The sequence below is a fragment of the Shinella zoogloeoides genome (assembly GCF_033705735.1).
GTDB classification, from domain to species: Bacteria; Pseudomonadota; Alphaproteobacteria; order Rhizobiales; family Rhizobiaceae; genus Shinella; species Shinella zoogloeoides_A.
On sequence record NZ_CP131131.1, the window covers coordinates 1,797,885 to 1,818,302 of the forward strand.

General features: G+C 67.2%; 15 protein-coding genes. 1 reads left to right on the forward strand and 14 read right to left on the reverse strand.

Annotated elements, in window-relative coordinates:
- Positions 1-38: 38 nt before the first annotated feature.
- The 4 genes from ShzoTeo12_RS26035 to ShzoTeo12_RS26050 are packed head-to-tail and all read right to left on the reverse strand — an operon-like array spanning position 39 to position 4,367.
- On the reverse strand, positions 39-1,022 hold the full coding sequence (locus ShzoTeo12_RS26035) for an ABC transporter permease (protein WP_318913101.1): 984 nt from the start codon (positions 1,020-1,022) through the stop codon (positions 39-41).
- On the reverse strand, positions 1,019-1,996 hold the full coding sequence (locus ShzoTeo12_RS26040; protein ID WP_318913102.1) for an ABC transporter permease: 978 nt from the start codon (positions 1,994-1,996) through the stop codon (positions 1,019-1,021). The genes ShzoTeo12_RS26035 and ShzoTeo12_RS26040 overlap by 4 nt, the downstream gene beginning before the upstream one ends.
- On the reverse strand, positions 1,993-3,510 hold the full coding sequence (locus ShzoTeo12_RS26045) for a sugar ABC transporter ATP-binding protein (RefSeq protein ID WP_318913103.1): 1,518 nt from the start codon (positions 3,508-3,510) through the stop codon (positions 1,993-1,995). The genes ShzoTeo12_RS26040 and ShzoTeo12_RS26045 overlap by 4 nt, the downstream gene beginning before the upstream one ends.
- Positions 3,507-4,367 carry a sugar phosphate isomerase/epimerase family protein gene (locus ShzoTeo12_RS26050; protein ID WP_318913104.1) on the reverse strand — a complete coding sequence of 287 codons (861 nt, stop codon included), beginning with the start codon at positions 4,365-4,367 and terminating at the stop codon, positions 3,507-3,509. The genes ShzoTeo12_RS26045 and ShzoTeo12_RS26050 overlap by 4 nt, the downstream gene beginning before the upstream one ends.
- 139 nt (positions 4,368-4,506) lie before the next feature.
- On the opposite strand from ShzoTeo12_RS26050, the gene ShzoTeo12_RS26055 reads away from it, so the two are divergent.
- Entirely contained in the window at positions 4,507-5,523 is a 1,017-nt protein-coding gene (locus tag ShzoTeo12_RS26055; protein ID WP_318913105.1) for a helix-turn-helix domain-containing protein, read from the forward strand.
- A 9-nt stretch (positions 5,524-5,532) separates the two neighbouring features.
- Here ShzoTeo12_RS26055 and ShzoTeo12_RS26060 read toward each other — a convergent pair whose 3' ends face one another.
- From ShzoTeo12_RS26060 to ShzoTeo12_RS26105, 10 genes are all read right to left on the reverse strand, one after another.
- Complete coding sequence (locus tag ShzoTeo12_RS26060; protein ID WP_318913106.1) at positions 5,533-6,774, reverse strand: glycoside hydrolase family 6 protein; 1,242 nt, start codon at positions 6,772-6,774, stop codon at positions 5,533-5,535.
- Positions 6,771-8,897 carry a cellulose synthase gene (locus ShzoTeo12_RS26065; RefSeq protein ID WP_318913107.1) on the reverse strand — a complete coding sequence of 709 codons (2,127 nt, stop codon included), beginning with the start codon at positions 8,895-8,897 and terminating at the stop codon, positions 6,771-6,773. The genes ShzoTeo12_RS26060 and ShzoTeo12_RS26065 overlap by 4 nt, the downstream gene beginning before the upstream one ends.
- A gap of 157 nt (positions 8,898-9,054) precedes the next feature.
- On the reverse strand, positions 9,055-11,442 hold the full coding sequence (locus ShzoTeo12_RS26070) for a cellulose biosynthesis cyclic di-GMP-binding regulatory protein BcsB (protein WP_318913108.1): 2,388 nt from the start codon (positions 11,440-11,442) through the stop codon (positions 9,055-9,057).
- On the reverse strand, positions 11,442-13,607 hold the full coding sequence (gene bcsA, locus ShzoTeo12_RS26075) for a UDP-forming cellulose synthase catalytic subunit (protein WP_119255343.1): 2,166 nt from the start codon (positions 13,605-13,607) through the stop codon (positions 11,442-11,444). The genes ShzoTeo12_RS26070 and bcsA overlap by 1 nt, the downstream gene beginning before the upstream one ends.
- Positions 13,608-13,691: 84 nt before the next feature.
- Complete coding sequence (bcsN, locus tag ShzoTeo12_RS26080) at positions 13,692-14,645, reverse strand: cellulose biosynthesis protein BcsN (RefSeq protein WP_318913110.1); 954 nt, start codon at positions 14,643-14,645, stop codon at positions 13,692-13,694.
- A 137-nt stretch (positions 14,646-14,782) separates the two neighbouring features.
- Positions 14,783-15,709, reverse strand: coding sequence for a nucleoside hydrolase (locus ShzoTeo12_RS26085; protein ID WP_318913112.1), 927 nt, complete (start codon positions 15,707-15,709; stop codon positions 14,783-14,785).
- A complete protein-coding gene (locus ShzoTeo12_RS26090; RefSeq protein ID WP_318913113.1) occupies positions 15,710-16,684 on the reverse strand; it encodes an ABC transporter permease in 975 nt (324 codons plus the stop codon). It lies immediately after the preceding gene.
- Between the two features lie 3 nt (positions 16,685-16,687).
- Positions 16,688-17,737, reverse strand: coding sequence for an ABC transporter permease (locus tag ShzoTeo12_RS26095; RefSeq protein ID WP_318914376.1), 1,050 nt, complete (start codon positions 17,735-17,737; stop codon positions 16,688-16,690).
- 55 nt (positions 17,738-17,792) lie between these two features.
- Positions 17,793-19,334 carry an ABC transporter ATP-binding protein gene (locus ShzoTeo12_RS26100; protein ID WP_318913115.1) on the reverse strand — a complete coding sequence of 514 codons (1,542 nt, stop codon included), beginning with the start codon at positions 19,332-19,334 and terminating at the stop codon, positions 17,793-17,795.
- A gap of 58 nt (positions 19,335-19,392) precedes the next feature.
- Complete coding sequence (locus tag ShzoTeo12_RS26105; RefSeq protein WP_119255349.1) at positions 19,393-20,382, reverse strand: BMP family lipoprotein; 990 nt, start codon at positions 20,380-20,382, stop codon at positions 19,393-19,395.
- Positions 20,383-20,418 lie beyond the last annotated feature (36 nt).

The window sequence follows — 20,418 nt, forward strand, 5'->3', positions numbered from 1 at the left end:
AGAATGCCGGCCACGCCGGCGGTTGATGCTATGTCGGGTCAGGTCCGCCGTCGGCCACGCCACACGCTGGCGCCCACCGCAGCGATCAGGATCAGGCCCTGGATGCTGTCGCGCAGCGCCTGCGGCAGGCCGATGAGATTGAGCAGGGTGAAGAGCGCGAAGAGGCTGAGCGCCCCGAACACCGCGCTCCAGATGGAGCCGCGCCCGCCGAGAAGCTGCGCGCCGCCGATGACGCAGGCGGCGATCGCCTGCAGTTCCAGCCCCTCGCCGGCATTGACGGAGACGCCGGAAAAACCGCCGATCAGGATGCCGGCCGTCACCGCCGAGACCGCGGAAACCACGAAGGCGAGGATGCGCGTTGCGGCGACCGGCGTTCCGGCGAGCTCCGCCGCCCGCGGATTGTCGCCGACGGCGAGCGCCCGCTTGCCGTAAACGGTGCCGTTGAGACCCCACCAGGCGAGCGCCACGAAGCCGGCAAGGACGATGGCCGCCAGCGGCAGCACGCCGAGGACGGGAACGTCGCGCCAGACCAGACGGCCGAGATTGCGGAAATTGTCCGGCAGGTCGCCGCGCGCCGCCCCGCCCGACCAGGCGAGCGCCAGCCCGTTGACGGAGAGCATCGTGCCGAGCGTCGCGATGATCGAGGGCACCTTGAGGAAGGCGACGACGAGGCCGTTCACGAGGCCGACGGCGATGCCCATGGCATAGAGCACGCCGATGACCGCCCAGGTCGTCTCCGGATCGCCGTTGATGAGGATCGAGGCGGCGAGCACGACCAGCGTCGCGACCGCTCCCATGGAAAGATCGAAGCCGCCCGTCAGGACGACGTAGAGCTGGCCGCAGGCAAGGATGACGAGCGGCGCGGCGCGGCGCAGGAAATTCATGAAGAGGCCCGGCTCCAGATAGTTCGGCTGGAGGAAGGCGATGCCCGCATAGAGCGCGAGGAAGATCACGAGGCCGGCATTGACCGCGATGCGCGCCGGGCGGCGAAGGGAGGAAGGGGTCTGCGGGACGGGGCTCATGCGACATGCCCCTTCGAGCGGACGGCGTGGATGGCGACGGCGGCAACGACGATGGCCCCGCGCAGCACCTGCTTGAGGAAGGCGTCGATGCCGAGCATGTTGAAGCCCGCATCGAGGCTGGCGAAGAGCAGGACGCCCGCCAGCGTGCCGGCGACGCCGCCCTTGCCGCCGGCAAGGATGGTGCCGCCGATGACCGTCACGGCGATGGATTCGAGGTCGTAGATGCCGTCGCGGCCGATCCAGGGCGTGCCGGATTGCAGCCGGGCGGCGAGATAGAGTCCCGACGCACCGGCAAACAGGCTGGCGACCACATGGGCGGACAGCGTGACGCGCTCCGTGCGGATGCCGGCGAGCCGCGCCCCGTCCGGATTGCCGCCGACGGCATAGATGCGCGCGCCGAACAGCGTGCGGTCGAGCACGAAGGCGGCGGCGAACGAGAGGGCGGCAAGCAGCAGGATGGAGTAGGGCACGCCCAGCACGCCGCCATAGGCGACGACCTGGAATTCCCGCGCCACCGCGCCCTGCAGCATGCCGAACGAGGCGGCGAGCACGCCCTGGATGACGAGCCCCGTGCCGAGCGTCGCGATCAGCGGATTGATGCCGCCATAGGCGACGAGCGCACCGTTGACGAGGCCGACCGCAAGGCAGAGCCCGAGGCAGATCACGATAGCCGGCAGGATCATCGCCGGATCGCCCTGCATGATATGCGAGGCGAGGACGGCGACGGCGCTGATGAGCGCGGCGACCGAAAGATCGATCGACCCGACGAGGATCACGAAGGTTTGGCCGACCGCGACCAGCCCGAGGGCCACCATGCGCTGGAGGAGGCCGACGATGCCCTGCCCGCCGAGCTGCGCGGTCTCGCCGGTCGCAAGCGCGACCACGACGAAGAAACCGATGGAGAGGCCGGCCAGCATTACCGCAATGGAGAGGCCCGCAGCGGCCGGCTTCGGTTTCACGATATCCGTCGTCATGCGCGTGCCTCCGCTTGCGGCGCATCCGCAAGGCCGAGGGCAAGATGCATGACGTCCTCCTCGCTCGCGCCCCTCGGCAGTTCGCCGGACAGGCTGCCCTGGTGCATGACGAGGATGCGGTCGGCGATGCCGATCAGCTCGGGCATGTCGGAGGAGATCACGACGATGCCGCGGCCGGAATCGGCGAAGCCGCGCATCGTCTCATAGATCGCCGCCTTGGCCGCGATGTCGATGCCGCGGGTCGGCTCGACGAAGACGAGGATATCGGATGCCTGCGCCAGCCAGCGTACGATGATCGCCTTCTGCTGGTTGCCGCCGGAGAGCGTGCCGACCTCCTGGCCGAAATCCCCGGCCCGCACGTCCATGCCGCGCAACCGTTCGTCGATGGCGGAAGGCGCGAAAGCGCCGCGCTCGGGCCGCGTGAAGAGGCCGGCCACAGAGCGCAGGGTCAGGAGCGCGTTGTCGCGCACGGACTGGCGCAGCGCCAGCCCCTCGCGCTTGCGGTCGCCCGGCAGGTAGCCGATGCCGGCGGCCGTCGCCTGCCGGGGCGTGCGAAGGGCGACCGGCCTGCCGCGCAGCGCGACCGCGCCGCCGGAGAACGGCGCATCGCCGACCAGCGCCTGCGCCAGCGCGCCCTTGCCGGAATCCTCCAGGCCCGCGACGCCGACGATCTCGCCGGCCCGCACGCTGAGGGCGATGTCGCGCAACGCCGCATTCACCCCGCCCTCGACAGCAAGGAGGACCGCGCCCGGCGCGGAGACCGGCGGCGCGGGGTAGAAATCCTTGAGGTCGCGGCCGACCATCGCCCGCACGATCTCGCCGATCGGGGCGGCCTCGCGCGGCCGCGTCCAGACCTTCCTGCCGTCCTTGAGGACGGTGATGCGGTCGGCGATCGCCGTGACCTCCGGCATGCGGTGGGAGATGTAGACGATCGAGACGCCCTCGCCCTTGAGGGTTTGCACCAGCGCGAGCAGCGTGCGGCTGTCGCGCTCGTCCAGCGCCGCCGTCGGCTCGTCCATGACGAGGATGCGCGCATTGAGGAGAAGCGCCTTGGCGATCTCCACGAGCTGCTGCGTGGCGATGGAGAGCGAGGAAACAGGCGCCTGCGGATCGACCTTCGCGCCGATGCGGCGAAGGAGCGCCGCCGCCTTCTCCCGCATCGCCGCCTTGTCGAGGATGCCGCGCCGGGCGATCTCGCGCCCCATGAAGATGTTTTCCGCCACCGTGCGATGCGGCAGCAGGCTGAGCTCCTGATGGATGATCGAAATGCCCGCTTCCGCCGCCTGCCGGGGATGGGTGAACTGCACGGCCCTGCCGTCGAGGCGGATCTCGCCGGCATCCGGCCGGTAGCTGCCGCCGAGGATCTTCATCAGCGTCGACTTGCCGGCGCCGTTCTCGCCGCAGATCGCATGGACCTCGCCGGGCAGGCAGTCGAAATCGACGCCGTCGAGCGCGCGCACGCCCGGAAAGACCTTGCTGATGCCGGACATGCCGAGGGCGGGGACAGCCGTCATGCCAGCCGCTCTCCCGCCGCCGCCCATTCGCGGCGGATGAAGGCGACACTCTCGGAGAAGAGGCCGTCGAGATCGTCGAAGAGATCGCGCCAGACCCGCGTCGCGCCGGCAAGCTCCGGCAGGGCGCGGCCGAAGGATTCGACCGTCAGCCAGCCGTCGTAGTTGCAGCGGCGCAGCGCGTCGAAATGCGCCGCGAAGGGCACATGGCCGGAGCCGGGAACGCCGCGGTCGTTTTCCGAGACATGGAAATGGTTGATCTCGCCGTGATAGCGCTCGAAGGCCGCCGGCGGGTCCTTTTCCTCGATATTGGCGTGGAACGTGTCGAACATGTAACCGTAATTGGGATGGTTGACGGCGCGGTAGATGGCCGATGCCTGAGCGATGGTCGACATCATGTAGCATTCGAAACGGTTGACCGCTTCCGCCGAAATGCGCACGCCCGCCGGCGCCGCATATTCCGCCATCGCGCGCATCGCCTCCACGCAGCGGCCCGTTTCCTCCGGCGTCGGCCCGAAGCCGGTGAAGACGCCGACGGGCGAATGGAGGGGCCCCGCGACAATCTCGCCGCCCATCGCCGCCGTGCAGTCGACGATCCAGCGATGGTGGTCGCGCGCTTTCGCGCGCACCGCCGGATCGGGGCTGACGGGATTGGCTTCGGGCGTCGCGACGGCCGCCGCGCCGGCCGTCAGGCCGATATCGGCAAGGAGCCGGCCGAGCGCCGCATAGTGCTCCTGCTTGCCGGAAAAGACCGGGACTTCCACCGCGTCATAGCCGAGCGCCTTCAGCCGTTCGAGCTGGCGCGCGTGCTGCAGGCCGATATCCGCGCCGATGACGAGCAGGTTGAATGCGACTTTCACTGATATCCTCCCCTTTGCCGCGCCGGCCTCTCCCATCGGCCTGCGCGACATGGGCCACAATGGCAGGCTTGACTCGGCAATTCTTGCGGACGACAACAGTGGTAAATTTCTTAAGTCATTTTGTGTTGGGAGGCGCGACGTGAACAGACATGCGGTGATTTCGCCGGCCGATTGCCGGCCCTCGGTCTTCCGCCAGCCGGACTCCGTCATGTATGCCGACAACTGCAAGGAATTGCAGGCCGCCGCCCGGCGCGGCGAGGTCGAGCTTCACGCCTGGACGCGCGGCAGCTATCCCGGCACCTCGCTCGGCGAGCGCCTGCCGGGCATTCGCACCGTCGGCTTCTGGGATGCGCGCCACGGCCAGTCCTGGGGGCTCGGCCGGCATTGCAACGAGGGCTTCAAGATCGCCTATCTCGCCCGCGGCAGTCTCGACCTCGTCGTGGACGAGCGGAGCTATGCGATGAAGCAGGGCCAGTTCATCGTCATCCGCCCCTGGCAGCTCCACTCCATCGGCAATCCGAATGTCGGGCCGAGCCGGCTCTTGTGGATCATCCTCGATGCGGGCCTGCGCCGGCCGAGCGAGACGCCCGACTGGCCGGACTGGCTCGTCTTCTCCAGGGACGAGGCGGCGCGGCTCGGCGATATCCTGACGCAGAACAACCAGCCGGTCTGGGACGGCGGCGCCGAGCTCTGCCGCGCCTTCGAGGCCATTCCCTTCATCCTGCTCGAGCGCAGCCCGGAGGACGGCGAGACGCGCCTGAAGGTGGCGATCAACGCCATGATGCTGAGCCTGATCGATCGGATGGGCGAGCAGGCGCCGACGCTCGATCCCGATCTTTCGACCTCGCAGCACACCGTCGCGATCTTCCTGCGGCGGCTCGCCCATGCGCTGGAGGAGGACTGGTCGCTGGAAGGCATGGCCGAGGAATGCGGGCTCTCGCGCACCCGCTTTTCCGACTATTGCAAGAAGCTCACCAACATGGCGCCGCGCCAGTATCTCCAGCACCTGCGGCTGGAGCACGCCTCGCGCCTGCTGCAGGAGCCGCGCAACACCAGCGTCACCGAGATCGCGCTGAGCTGCGGCTTCAATTCGAGCCAGTATTTCTCCAACGCCTTCAAGAAGCGCTACGGCCACTCCCCAAGCAGCTACAGATAGGAAAGCCGCTCACCTGCCCGCGTCGAAAGGCGGATTGGCGAAGCGGATGAGCTCGCGTGCCTGCTCGGGGAACCAGCCGCCGGCCGCCGGCGCCACGATCCCGCGGGCGGGATCGGCCGGTCCGGATGTGCCGCGATGGCAGGGGCCGTCCGATTCGCCGGGGACTTTTATCCAGAGGAAGCCGTCGATATAGGGATCGCCCGTCCGAAGCGTCGGACGCCGGCCGAGGCCCCGTTCCGGCGGGTTGCACCACGCTTCGGCATCCTCGTACTTGCCGTCGGGCGCTTTCCATGAACCCGCGCCGTTGCGGCTGGTGTCGATGATCGCATGTTTCTGCCCGGCCGGGTCGCGCGTCAGCCCGGCTTCCGCGAAGGCGCGGTCATAGGCCGCGTCCGTTTCCGCCCAGGTCGTCACGTCGTCGAAGGTCGCGGGGTGGAACTGGCTCGGGCAGTTTTTTGCTTCAAGGCTACCTGCTGTGACGAGGGCGAGGCAGTCGCTCAGCCATGCCGCGAACCTCGTAACCCGCTCGTCGCTCTCGAAATTCGAGACGTTGAGGAAGAACCCGTCCGCCCTGCCGATATCCGCCCTGATCAGGCGGTCGGCGGCGTCGCCCGGCGAAAGCCAGTTGCTGCCGGTGCCGTCGAGATAGACCCGGGCGCCCGGCAAGGCCTTGAGAATTTCCACCGCCCGGCTCAACTGCGCGAAGCGCTCCGCCGCGGCATGGGCGGGGTCGGCCTTTTCCGGCTGGCAGGGCTCCAGGTCACCGGCGACGTTCCTGTTGAACGGGATGACGCCGAGGCCGTCCGGCTCAAGGATCACGATCGCCTTGCGGCTGCCGATCCCCGCGGCGAAGGCCTTGATCCACTGGATGTAGTCGGCCGTGTTCTTCGCGCCGCCCGCGGAATAGAGCGCGCAGTCCCGGTGAGGAATGTTGTAGGCGACGAGAACCGGGATCGCCTGTTCGGCGGAAGCCCGCTTCACGATATCGGCGACAGCTGCCTTCGTTTCCTTTGCGGAGCCCGCCATGAACCACGTTGCGGAGGGGATACGCGACAGGGCGAGGGCATCCGTCTTCGCCTGCCCTTCCAGCGTCCCGGCCGCAACGCGCGCGCCGCTCCTGTCATTGACAAAGAGTTTTTCCGCGTCCTGCGAAAAGGCCGCGGAAATTCCCGCCGTGGCAACGCAAGCCGCCGCAAGCACCGCCGCGACAATCCCCCTCCATCGCGAACTGGCGCTGCCAACCGGGCTCATGGGCGCCGGTCTCGCTCGTCGCGCATTTCGGCCAGCGCGCGGATGGCATCCTGCCGGCCGGTCTCGCCGAGGGCCTCGAAGAGGCGCAGCGCATCGGCGCGCAGGCCGAGATTCTTGTAAGCGTAGGCGCGCAGCACCATCAGGTCCGCCGGCTCGGCCACGACCTGCTTGCGCTGGTCGAGGTACACGATGGTTTCGCGATAGCGCGCCGCGCGGAAGCTGCTGACGGCCCGGTCGGACAGGATCGCGGCCTGCAGCTCCGCGCCGCGGCGGCCATCGAGCTTTGCCCTGGTGGCGGCGACGGCGGCATCGCTCGTCAGGCCCGCGCGAAGATAGGCAAGGCTCTGGCCATAGGCCGCGTCGCCGCGCACCCGCCCGCCGCCCGCCAGCGCGGCCTCGAAGGCCTGCGCCGCCTCCAGCGGCCGGTTGATCTCCATCAGGCACCAGCCGAGCGAGAGCGCGCCGGCTGGCGACAGGCCGGCCGGATCGCTCGCGGTGCGGCAATTCGCGACGCCCGCCACGCGGCGCGCGGTGCGCTTTACGCGTTGCGGCCGCAGGGCGACTTCCTCCACCGGCTGCGCGAGCTCCTCGGCGATGCGGTCCGAAACCACCTTACGCTCGACCGGCACGGCCTTCCGCCCGCCCCTGCGGACTACCTCGTCATCGGCATTCCGTTCGCCAAGCCGCGCGATGCGCTCGGACCGGGCGCCCCAGGCCTGCCGGCCCGTGCGATCCTCGAGCCGCAAACGGGCGACGCCGAGGCCATAGGCGGCGGGCTCGTAATCCGCCTTCCATTGCAACACCTGCGCGAACCATTCCTCCGCCGTTTTCGGCTGGTTCATGGCGAGCGCATACCAGCCGAACTGCTCGCCCGTCTCGGAGTGCTTTTGCTCAATGGCGACGGCGGCGATGCGACCAAGGACCTTGCCGTCGAGCTTCGGCGGCGGATCGAGCGCCAGGAGATTGGCGGTGGCGGCGAGATAGGTCTCCATCGCCTGATCGGAGGTCGTCCGCCAGGGATACATCGCCTCCTCCGCCTCCGCCGGCATCTTGCGGGCGAGGAGGATGAGGGCGAGCCCCTGCGAGGCGGAGGCGGAATCCTCGATGGTGCGCGCCTTGCGGAAGAAAGGCTCCGCCACGGCATTCTCGTCGCGGCGCAGGTGATACCAGCCGAGCAGCAGGGCGTCCGAGGCAAGCCCCTGATCCGTCGAGAGCTTCTCGACGATCTTCAGATAGGCCGGCGCCACGGCGATCTTCGGATCTTCGGCGCCCTCGCCCACGAAGCGGCGGGCGAGATCCGGCCGCAGCGTATCGAATTCCATGGTTCCGTCGGCGCCCTTGCGCTCGCGGGCAAGCAGGTCCTGCATGTCGCTGTAGCCGAGCACAGTGGAGGCCTTCTGCACCGTGGCAAGCCGGACGGCCGCGTCCGCGCAATTGTCGAGCATGTAGCCATAGGCATCCCGCGCCCGCTGCGGCCGGCCGGTCTTGGCGAAGGCGTCCGCGACGCGCCAGAGCACGTCGGCATCGCTGCAGGTGAGAAGGCTCGGGGTCTCGGCGCCGAGGCGCACCACCTCCTCGCTGTTGCCGGCATTCGAGGCGGCGACGAGCGCGGCGCGCCTTTCCGCGACGTCCAGCCGGTCGACGAGATCGGCCGGCGGAACCCATTGCGGGTCTTCCTTCTGCCGCCTGGCGATGGCGGCCCGGACGTCGGCATAGCGGGAGCGGCTGTAGAGCGCCCACATCTCCTCGAGCTGCCTGTCCTCGTTCACCGGCACGGCGAGCGGGTTTTCCGGCGGGATCCAGGTGGGATAGAGGGTGCGAAGGCGCGCGATCTCGGCATTGAGGCGGGCGGTATCGCCCCGCGCGGCAAAATAGCGAAGCGCGCTTTCGTCGACGGCAGGCTTGTCCGCCGCGGCGTCCGAGGTGCCGGCCGGCTGCGGGGTCTGGCCGTCCTGCCCGGCCTGCGCGACTTCCACGCGGGACTGCTTGCCGGGCTGAAGCATTCCCGTACCGCCGGCACTGGGCAAACCCTTGGCCGCGTCGCCCGACACGCCGAAGGAGAGGCCGGCGACGCTGGCAGCCCCGGCAGAGACGAGGACGAGCGCCATAAGGATCGACTTCATCCCGATTTTCCTTCGGTACGCGTTCGACATCAGGCTCCGGCTTGGACCGCGACGACACCATGCGCCTTGAACGCAGGAATACGGACCCGTATCCCCCAAGATGAGCCAACCACCTGCGATAAAACCGCGATATGGTTAACCATGGGTAAACGGACGGTCATGAGCCGCGCCCGAAGCGGTTGAGCAGCGCCGATGTGGCAATACCCAGCAGGATCGACAGACCGCAGAACGCCACCGCATAGGCAAGGATGTTTGAGGAAAGCCAGTTTGCCGCCACCAGACGCATGTTGGAAAATGTCCAGGGTTGCGTGGTGACGAAGCGGGCGCGATTGACCGGACGAACGTCGAGCAGCTCCTTCCCGTCTTTGCTTTCCAGACTCGCATAGCCACCGAGCTGCTGCCAGCGCGTGTCCTGTGCGAGAGCATCCATTCCGGTCCGCAGGGCGTCTCCCGTCGGTGCCGCGAGCACCGTCCATGCGCCGGTCTGTTCCGGGCTGTCGCCCTGCGCGACAAGGAAGCCTGCGCTGGCATCGGGAAGAATCTCCTGTTCGGGACCCGGCAGGAGGCGCAGGGAGGAGAAGGATATGTCGAAGGTGCTGTGCAGCCATTCCTCGAAGGCGGTGATCTGCCCGCGCCAGGAGCCGGTTCGCACGCGCGACTGCCATTCGTTGAACGCGTCCTGTGTCGCGCGCTGCTGTCCGCCGCCGGCCGCCGCGCCCCAGGACGATGCGCTCTCGCCGGCAATATGTGTCTGGGCGAGCACGAGCGGGGGAAGCTGCGAAATGGTGCCGACGAGGATCGCGTTGCGCTCCCCGATGGCGAGCGCCGAGGCTTCCGGCCGAATCTGCAGCACCCGGCCGCTCGCGACCGCCACCTTGCCGAGGAAGGTCGCGCCCGCCGAAAGCGTATCGCCATCCAGCCGGTCGAGATAGAGCGCAACCGGATCGGTCAAACCGTTATAGGGAAAGCCGGTGCCGGAAAGCGCATCGAGATTCGGAAGCTGCGCCATGCGGGCAAAGCGCGGCATGCGCAGCTCGGACGTATCGAACAGTGCGAAGCGGGGCTCCGGCAGGGCGCTGGCCCCCGGCGCGCAGACCGCATCCGCCTGCGTCCGCAGGATCGTCTCGACGTCGATGCGGTTGGGGCCGGGGCGGAAGTGGCGCATGGTCACGCGGATCGGCAGATGCCGGAAGATTCCGCCGCCGCTGTTGGTGATCGGCACGGTGGAGGCGATATTGCCGTTGACATAGATGTCGATATGGCTGCCCGGCAGCACCTCGGAGGAATAGGCGGCATCGAGCATCAGCGTCGCCTCGCCATAGGCGTCGGCATAGAAGTCCGACGGTATGCCGATGTCGAAGCCGGTGCGGAAACGCCGGCCGCTGAATTCGCTGGTGGGCACGCCGAGCGAAGAGAAGGTCAGCGCCGCCTCGCCCGTGACGAGCGGCATTTCCGCGGCATTGCGCTGGCGCACGCTGAGCGCCTCGCGCGTGACGCCGAGCGGCCGGTCGACGGGCGAGACGACGCCCTCCACCGCACCCTCGATCGAAGGCCAGCTCGGCCCGCTCAGCACGAAGACCTTCCGCCCGCCGGGCGCATCGACGAAGGTCGCGAGCGCCGCCGTCTGCGCCGAGGCCGGCAGGGCGGGCAGCAGCGGCGAGAGGTCTCCGGCGGTGCCGACGAGCACGGTCAGTTCGCCCGCCTCGGCCTTTTCGGGCAGGGCGTTGACGATATCGAAGGTCTGGTTCGGCATCTTCGCCATCAGCGCCAGCCCCTGGCTGAGACGCATCAGGGCGTTCGTGGCGGCGGGCTGGCCCATCTCCGGCACGACCATGCGGAACTTCGTCCGGCCCGTCGGTCCGAGGCCCACGGCGGCGATGTCGTCGGTCGTCAGCAGGGCGCCGCCCTTGTCCGCCGGCAGGGTCAGGTACGTGCGCGCGGGATCGACGGCCGTCCACAGGTCATAGGTCGACTGGATCGTGCAGTCGGTACGGTGACGCTGCGCGACGCTGAAGGTCACGCGGTTGACGCCCGGCCGCAGCAGGCCGGGCGTCAGCGGGAGGCGCATGTCCGTCGTACCCTCGGGCGACTGAACCGCCATTTCTTTCACCGGCACGTCGTTGATGGTGACCGTGAATTTCGAGGCTTCCGGCGCGACCACCACCGCGTTTGAATATCCGATGCTGATGGCATCCGCGCCGGCGGCCTGCTCCTTGGTCAGGAAGACCGGAAAGGAGCGGCTTGCCATCTCCCCTTCCAGAAGCAGGGTCTCCGCCGGAATGATGTAGCGCCGCACGGCGGGATCGACCGTCGCTGCCTTCTTTTCCGGTTCGCCGGTCTGCGTCACCGGCGTCTCGGCAAGAGGCGTCTCGGTAGCGGGCGTCTGTGTGGCAGGCTTCTCCTCCTCTATTGCCGTGGGCTTTTCGACAGCGGGGCCGCGCTCGCCGGACATGTCGAAGGGGGTCGCCTGCTCCTGCGCGAAGGCCGCGGAAGCCGAAAGGACGAGGGCAAGGCCGAAGGAAGCGGCGGTTTTGCGATAAGCCATCACGACGCCTCCTTCCTGCCGCCCGTGAAGTTGCGCATGAGATAGATCAGGCCGCGGCTGGTCTGGTAGAGCGCGATGCCGAGGAACCAGAGCGATCCGCGCACGAGGCCGGGATTGTAGCGGCGCGAGACCTGGAAATCGCTCCACTGGTTCGAGTTGGCGAAGATCAGGTCGGCGACGAGGGAATGGTGCCTTGCCTCCTCCGGCATGAAGCGGCAGCCGACGGCGACGACACTGCCGAGGTTCTCCGTGTTGCGGATGTCGATGGGGAGCGTTTCCTGATGCTCGCTCCCATAGGGCGTGAAGCGGAGCGCCGCGTGGGCGCCGGGGGCCAGCTCCCCCTCCAGTCCGAAGACCTGCATGCGCGCGCCGTTGGCCGAGACGTTCTCCAGCGTCCCCGGATATTCCCGTCCGTCATAGGAGAAGACGCAGCGGCGGTTGATGGTCACGCGGCGGCTCGCCGCCCGCTCGCTGCGCTCGGAGACGACGCCGAGCGCACACCCGGCGATGACGAGGTTGAGCAGGTTCCAGCCGCCGACGACGAAGGTGACGTCCGCCTTGTAGGGTTCCGAATAGAAACGGTAGACGCTCATCAGGAAGGCGATGAACAGCACGGCGAAGATCACGAAGAACGGCCGGCTGATCTCCGACAGCCGCGCCACCTTGATCGATTCGTCCTTCGCCGTGACCTTGAATGTCGGCCTGGTCGGGTTGAGCATCACGGAGACGACGGCCGGCAGCAGATGCACGCTCTGCACATATTCGTAGAGCTCGGATATCCACGGCCAGCGGAACGAGCCGTAGAGATAGTTCTGCATCATCAGGTTCACGAGCATGTAGGCCAGCGTATAGCCGAGGAACTCGCCGCCGGAGGCGGTGAATATCTCCAGGTCGAAGAAGAGATAGAAGAGCGGCGCGAAGAGGAAGATCGTGCGCGGGAACGGGAACAGCCAGAACAGCGTCGAGGACATGTAGCAGAGGCGCTGCGGCACCGAGAGCCCGCTCTTGAAGAGCGGGAAGCGGAAGCGCAGGATCTGCATCATGCCCTGCGCCCAGCGGCTGCGCTGGCCGATGAAGCTGGCGAAGGTGGCGGGCTGCAGGCCGGCGATCAGCGGCTTGTCGACATAGACGCTGTTCCAGCCGCGGGAATGGAGCGCCAGCGCCGTCTCGCAGTCCTCGGTGATCGACAGGCCGCTGAAACCGCCCGCCTCGTTGAGCGCCGTGCGGCGCAGCACGGCCGCCGAGCCGCAGAAGAAGGCGGCATTCCACTTGTCGAGGCCGCGCTGGATGATGCCGTAGAACATCTCGTTCTCGCTCGGCATCGTCTCGAAGGTGCGCAGGTTCCGTTCCAGCGGGTCGGGATTCAGGAAGAAGTGCGGGGTCTGGACGAGGAAGAGCTTGGGATCGTCGCCGAAATAGCCGACCGTTTCGCGCAGGAAATCGCGCGCCGGGGCGTGGTCCGCATCGAAGACGGCGATGAGCTCGCCGGTCGAATGCTGCATGCCGTTGTTGAGGTTGCCGGCCTTCGCATGCTCGTTGCGGGCGCGGGTGAGATAGTTGACGCCGAGATCCTGGCAGAGCGCCTGCAACTCGCGGTGCCGGGCCTGCGCACCCTGGCCCTCGACGACCGCCGTGGCATTGCGCTTCTGCTCCGTGCCGCCGTCGTCGAGCAGCCATACCGTGAACCGGTCGGCGGGATAGTCCATCGCCTTGGCGGCGGCGAGCGTGTTGGCGAGGAGCGCGGCATCCTCGTTGTAGCTGGGCACGAAAACGTCGACGGAGGGGAGCCGGCCCTCATCGGCCATGCGGCTCTTGCGCGGTGGCAGCGGCATCGCGACGACGAAGAGGCTGAGCGCCAGCATCAGCACGCTGTACATTTCCGCAAGGTAGAGCAGGAAGCCGGGAATGAAGTTCTCGAGCTGGTTCAGCGGCGGCAGGGTGCTCGTCGTGCGCCAGTAGACATAGCGCAGCACCACGGCGGTGCCGAAGGCGAGCGCGATGAGCCGCCAGATGCCCTCGGCGCGCAGCACCTTGATCACCGCCATGAACGTGACCACGGCAATGCTGGCGATAAGCTGCGTCTGCAGATTGATGGGTAGTGTGATTACGAGGATCACGAGCGCGGACACGAGTGCCCACAGCATGATCGTACCGGTATATCTCATGCACCGTCCTTCGCCGTCATAGCGCGTACGGGAAGACCTTATCCGCCATATCCTTAAGGAAAAATTAGGCGCAAATGCCTTGCGTCACCTGCAGGTTGCCGAACCCGCAGCGCCGGTCACGCAGACGGGCGACGGCACCACGACGGCCTCGCCTTCCGATGCCGCCGTCCCACCCGTCGGAGAAGGAACGATCACGCCATTACTGGTATCGGTCGCCTCAACCTTGCGAACGGGCGCGCGCTCCTCGGCCCGATGGGTCGCCGGCACGCGCTGCTGCGTGCGGGCCGCGACCGGCACCTTGCGCTCCTCGAAGGGAACACGCAGCGGCTCCCCGCCGCCGACCTGACTATCGACGGAAGCGGGCGTGCCGTAGGGATTCCATGTCGCGCCGGAAAAGCCGCCAACGATGGTGTAGCCATACATCATCTCGACCAGATCCTTTTCCGAAGCCCCCGCCTGGCAGACGCGCAGGCGAATCTGGATCATGCCGAGGTCGCGCATCCTGTCGCGGTCGGCAACGTCCGAACGGATTTGCTGCCAGCCGTAGAGGCACCCGTCGTCGCCCGCGCCGCGGCCGTAGGCATAGCCGAACGGCCCGTAGCCGTTGCGCACGAAGTTGCTGGAGATCGGCAGGCTGCGGCCGGGAAAATAGGTGCGGATCTCCGCCCGGATCGCCGAATGCCGAACGGGCTTGAAGGCGAGCGTGCCAGCGGGCATCGCGACCGTCTGAGCCGGGCCGAAGGCCTGGATGCTCAGGAAATTCTGCCCGGAGGTCGCCGCGGATGTCGACAGGGCGACCTGCTGTTCGACGGCATTGGTATATTGCCGCTGGACGACGCTGACGATGGAATAGGTGCCCGGCGCAGGCAGGACCAGTGCGCTCGAAGCCGGAACGATTGCCGACATCGTGGCAACACCCACGCCGGGGCGCGTCGTACATCCCGCCGCCGCCATCGCCGTGACCACCGCCAACACGGCGGCTTTGCCAAGGAGCGGTCCGCCGCGACGTGAAAAACGAATCTTCGCCGAATCTTCCATGGCAAAGTCATAGTTCGCCTGCCGGCAAATAGGAATCCCCCGATATGCGCGCCGATTGATCAACCCGGCCGGCGAATTGCAGGCAAGACGGAACAGACCGGCCGCTTCGGGAAGGCGGCTCGGCCTCGAACCGCAGCCTATGCGGCTTCCAGCTCCACGCGGGCGTAGCGCTCTTCGAGGAGGGCGAACAGCCGGTCGTGATCGACATCGGTCATGACCAGGCAGTTCGGCGCGCGGCCGGCCAGCTCCCGCTTGGTGACGCTGACGACGCTCTGGCCTATGGCGAGGGGCGAAACGCAATCCACCTCGACGAAGCCTTCGACGCCGGAGAAGATTTCCGGCTCGATCAGATAGGCGATGACACAGGGATCGTGCAGGCAGGGATCGCCCGCACCATAGGCGTTCAGCATGTCGGCGATGATGCCGCCGACCCTGCCGAGGCGCTTCAGCCGCGCCGTCCGCTCCTGCGTGATGATCGCCTTGTGGGTGACGTCGAGGCCGAACATCACCATGGGAACGCCGGAGGCCACGACCGCCTGGGCGGCATGGGGATCGAAGTAGAAGTTGAACTCCGCCCGCTCCTTGATGTTGCCCGGGCAGAAGGCCGCGCCGCCCATGAAGACGATGCGCCTGATCAGCGGCGCGATGCCGGGATCGATCGAGAGGGCGACCGCGATATTGGTCATGGGGCCGAGGACGGCGAGCGTCACCTCGCCCGGCGCGGCACGCACCTGGTCGATGATGAACTGGACGGCGGTGCGTTCGGCCGGCGGGGAGGCCGGCTTCGGCAGGCCGATATCGCCGAGCCCGTCTTCACCGTGCACGGTGACGCCAGCGCGCTCGGGATAAAGCAGCGGACGGCCGCAGCCCTGGAAAACGGGAATATCCGTCCGGTTGGCGAGCTCGCAGATCAGCCGCGCATTCACCTCCGTCTTTTCGAGCGGGATATTGCCGGCGACAGCGGTGATGCCGAGGATCTCGACCTCGCTCGACCCGAAGGCGAGCAGGATGGCGGCGGCATCGTCGACGCCGGGATCACAATCGATGATAATACGTTCGGTCATTCAACGCTCTTTCGTATAGGGTATGCCGCCGGCCTTCGGGGGAATGGCGCGGCCCATGAAGCCGGCCAGCAGAACCACCGTGAGGACATAGGGGAGAGACTGGACGATCTGGGTGGAAAGCGCCGGCCCCAGCCCGAAATCGAAGGCCTGGAAGCGGATCGACAGGGCTTCGAGGAAGCCGAAGAGAAGGCAGGCGAAGAGGACGGGAACCGGCCGCCACTTGGCGAAGATCAGCGCCGCCAGCGCCATGTAGCCCTTGCCGGCGGACATTTCCCGCACGAAGCCCGCCGACTGGGCGATCGAGAGATAGGCCCCGGCGATGCCGCAGAGGATAGCCCCGCAAAGCAGCGCGCGGTAGCGCAGCCAGTCGACGGAGATGCCGGCCGTATCGACCGCGGCGGGGTTTTCGCCGACGGCGCGAAGGCGGAGGCCGAACCGCGTGTGGTGGAACACCCACCACGTCACCGGCACCGCGGCGAAGGCGATGTAGACGAGGATGTTGTAGCCGGAAATGAGGTCGGCATAGATTGCCCCGAGGACGGGTACCGGGCGCATCTCCTCGGCAAAGGGCAATATCACCGTGGGGAAGCGTGCCTCCGGCTGGAGCTGCGGCGTCCTGCCGCCGAGCGCGAACCAGCCCACCGCGAGGAGAACCGTCAGGCCCGACGAGATGAAGTTGATCGCCACGCCGGAGATGATCTGGTTGCCCTGATGCGTCACCGAGGCAAAGCCGTGGATGAGGCTGAGAAGGACGGCGACGAGGATCGCGAAGACGAGGCCGACCCAGGCGGAATCGAACTGGTAGGCCGCCGCCGCCGCGGCGAAGGCCGCAAACAGCATCTTGCCTTCGAGGCCGATATCCCAGACGCCGGAGCGCTCGGAGAAGAGGCCGGCAAGCCCGCACAGGACGAGCGGCACCGACAGGCGGAGCGTCGAGCTCAGCAGGAGGATGACCGTAGTGAGAAATTCCTGCATCGCTCAGGCCTCCCGTTTCGAGAAGCGGAAGAGATCGACCAGCGAATAGACCGAGCTTCGGAACATCAGGCTGAGCGCGCCCGCGAAGAGGATGACCAGCCCCTGGATGAGCATGATCAGCTCCCGCGTGATGTTCGGCATCCAGAAGGAGATTTCCGCACCGCCCTGGTAGAGGACGCCGAAGAGGACCGAGGCGACCGCGATGCCGACCGGATGGCCGCGCCCCATGAGGGCGACCGCCACCCCGACCAAGCCGATGCCGGCCGGGAAATCGAGCTGCAGCTTGCCGAGGTCCCCCATCAGGATATTGACGCCGGCAAGGCCCGCCAGCGCGCCCGAGATCAGCATGCAGACGATGGTGATCTTGACGTAGCCGATGCCGGCATTGCGCGCCGCCGCGGGATTGGCGCCCGTCGCGCGGATCTCGAAGCCGAGCTTGGTCTTCCAGATGAGGACCCAGACGAAGACGGCGGCCGCGATGGCGATGAACAGGCTGATATTGAGCGGCGCCGTGCCGATATCGACGGGCAGGATCTCGCCGAGCTTCGGCACGAGGCCGCCGGCATCGAAGAGGCGCGTCTGCGGCGCCATGCTGCCCGATTCCTTGATCAGGTTGACGAGCACGTAGATCATGACCGACGAGGCGATGAAGTTGAACATGATCGTCGTGATGACGAGATGGCTGCCGCGCCTTGCCTGCAGATAGGCCGGAATGAAGGCCCAGGCCGCGCCGAACAGCATGCCGGCCATCGCCGCGGGCACGAGCGTCACGTACCAGGGAACGACCTTGTCGAGCGCCAGGCACACGAGCGCGATGCCGAGGCCGCCGAGATAGGCCTGCCCTTCCGCGCCGATCGTGAAGAGGCCGGCATGCGACGCCACCGCGACCGCCAGCCCCGTGAACATGAAGCTGGTGGCGAAGTAGAGCGTGAAGCCGATCCCCTCGCCCGAGCCCAGCGAACCGCTGACGAGATAGCCCACCGCCTCCAGCGGGTTCTGGCCGACGAAGAGCACCACCAGCCCCGAGATCAGGAGCGCGACGGCGACATTCATGAGCGGCAGGATCGCGAAATCGACGATCTGCCTTATGTTGAGAAAGCTGGCCACCTTAGCCTCTCCCCTGATCTTCTTGCGTGACGCCGGCCATGAGCAGGCCCAGTTCCCGCTCCGAGGCATCCGGGCTCGCCTCCCCGACGATCGCGCCGTCGAACATGACGAGGATGCGGTCGGAGAGCGCCCTGATCTCGTCGAGCTCCACCGAAACGAGGAGGATCGCCTTGTTCTGGTCGCGCAGCTCGATCAGCCGTCGATGGATGAATTCGATGGCGCCGATATCGACGCCGCGCGTCGGCTGGCCGACCAGCAGCATTTCGGGATCGTGCTCGATCTCGCGCGCCAGCACGATCTTCTGCTGGTTGCCGCCGGAAAAGAGCGAGGTGCGCAGATCGGGATTGGGCGGGCGGATGTCGTAGTCGGAAATGTAATCCTGCGCATAGTGCTGGAGCTGGGCGCGCTTCAGCATCGGGCTCGTGCCGAATTCCGGCCGGCGGTGATAGCCGAGGCTGGCATTTTCCCGCAGCGGGAAGGACAGGATGAGACCGATGGCGTGCCGGTCCTCCGGCACATGGGCGACACCTGCGGCGCGGCGCCTGAACGGGTCGGCGGCGATCTCCTCGCCGTTGAGGCGGACCGTGCCGGAGTCCGGCACGCGGTTTCCCGCCAGCGCCTCGAGAAGCTCGGTCTGGCCGTTGCCGGCGACCCCGGCGATGCCGACGATCTCGCCGGCGCGAACGGAAAGCGAGACGTCCTTGACCATGCGCACGCCGCGCTGGTCGCGCACGTTGAGACCCTTCACGTCGAAGACGACCTCGCCCGGTTTCGACGGCGACTTGTCGACGCGCAGCAGCACCCGCCGGCCGACCATGAGCTCGGCAAGGCTTTCCTTCGTCATCGACGCCGTCGGGGCGGTGGCGATCAGCTCGCCGCGCCGCATGACCGACACCGTGTCCGTCGCGTCCATGATCTCGCGCAGCTTGTGCGTGATGAGGATGACGCTCTTGCCCTCGTCGCGCAGGCGCCGGAGGATGCGGAACAGGTGATCGGCCTCGCTCGGCGTCAGCACGCCCGTCGGCTCGTCGAGGATGAGGATGCGCGCCTGGCGATAGAGCGCCTTGAGGATTTCCACGCGCTGCTGGACGCCGACCGGCAGGTCTTCCGTGACCGCCTCCAGATCGACCTGCAGCTCGTATTCCTTCGCAAGGCGCTGAAGCTCGAGACGGGCCTTGCGCCGGCTGGAGGAGAGGAGCGCCCCCTCTTCCGCGCCGAGGATGATGTTTTCCAGAACGGTGAAGTTCTCGACCAGCTTGAAGTGCTGGTGGACCATGCCGATGCCATGGGCGATCGCCGCGCGGCTGTCGGGAATCCCGACCTCCCTTCCGTCGATGCGGATCGTGCCGGAATCGGCCTGGTAGAAGCCATAGAGAATGGACATCAGGGTCGATTTGCCAGCGCCGTTCTCGCCGACGATGCCGTGGATGCTGCCGGCCTTGACCGAGAGGTTCACGTCCTTGTTGGCGACGACGGGGCCGAAGCTCTTGTTGATGCCGGAAAGCTCCAGCACATGCCGCGCGGAGCCGATTTCTGCTGCCATGGCCTCCTCCAGACTATGCTTGGAAGGGCAGGCGCCTTAAACGCCTGCCCGCCGTTCCTCAGAGAGGGCACTTGTCGTCCGACATGTAGTCGTGGACATCGAGCGTGCCGGCGGCGATCTCGTCCTTCGCCTTCCTGGCGGCCGCCTCGACCTCGGGAGTGATCAGGCTGCGGTTATGCTCGTCCAGCGCCCAGTCGACGCCGTTCTCGGCAAGGCCGAGCGACTGCACGCCGCCGGTGAAGTGGCCTTCCTTGGCATCCTTCAGCGCATTGTAGACCGCGACGTCGACGCGCTTGACCATGGAGGTCAGCATGACGCCCGGATGCATGTAGTTCTGGTTGGAATCGACGCCGATGGCGAACTTTCCGGCATCCGCGACCTTCTGGAGGACACCGATGCCCGTGCCGCCGGCCGCGGCGAAGATGACGTCCGCACCCTGGCCCATCTGGGAGGCCGCGATCTCGCCGCCCTTGACCGGGTCGTTGAAGGCGGCGTTCGTCGTGCCCGTCATGTTGCGGATGATGTTCGTCGCGCCGCCGGCCGCCGCGCCCTGTGCAAAGCCACAGCCGAACTTGCGGATGATCGGGATATCCATGCCGCCGATGAAGCCGACGGCCTTGCTCTTGGAGGAGAGCGCCGCGATCAGGCCGACCACGTAGGACCCCTGCTCTTCCTTGAAGGTGACGGAGCGGACATTGGGAAGATCGACCACGTCATCGAGCATCACGAAGTCGATGTCGGGGAATTCTTTAGCGACCTTGGCGAGCTGGTCCTTGTAGCCGAAATTCGTGACGATGACCGGGCTGAAGCCGCGGCTGGCGAAGTTGCGGATGCCCTGCTCCGCCTGGGAATCGGCCTGCGCCTCGAAATCGCGGTAGCTGGAGCCGGTGTCCGCCTTGAACTTTTCCGCGCCCGTATAGGCCATCTCGTTGAACGACTTGTCGAACTTGCCGCTCGTTCCGTAGACGATCGCCGGGTTGAAATCGGCCGCCGCCGCGCCCGCCGTCATCGCCGCCAAGGCGACCGTCACCATCAGATGTTTCAGCATTGTCATTCCCCTCCCTGGATGCCGGGGCATGCAGCG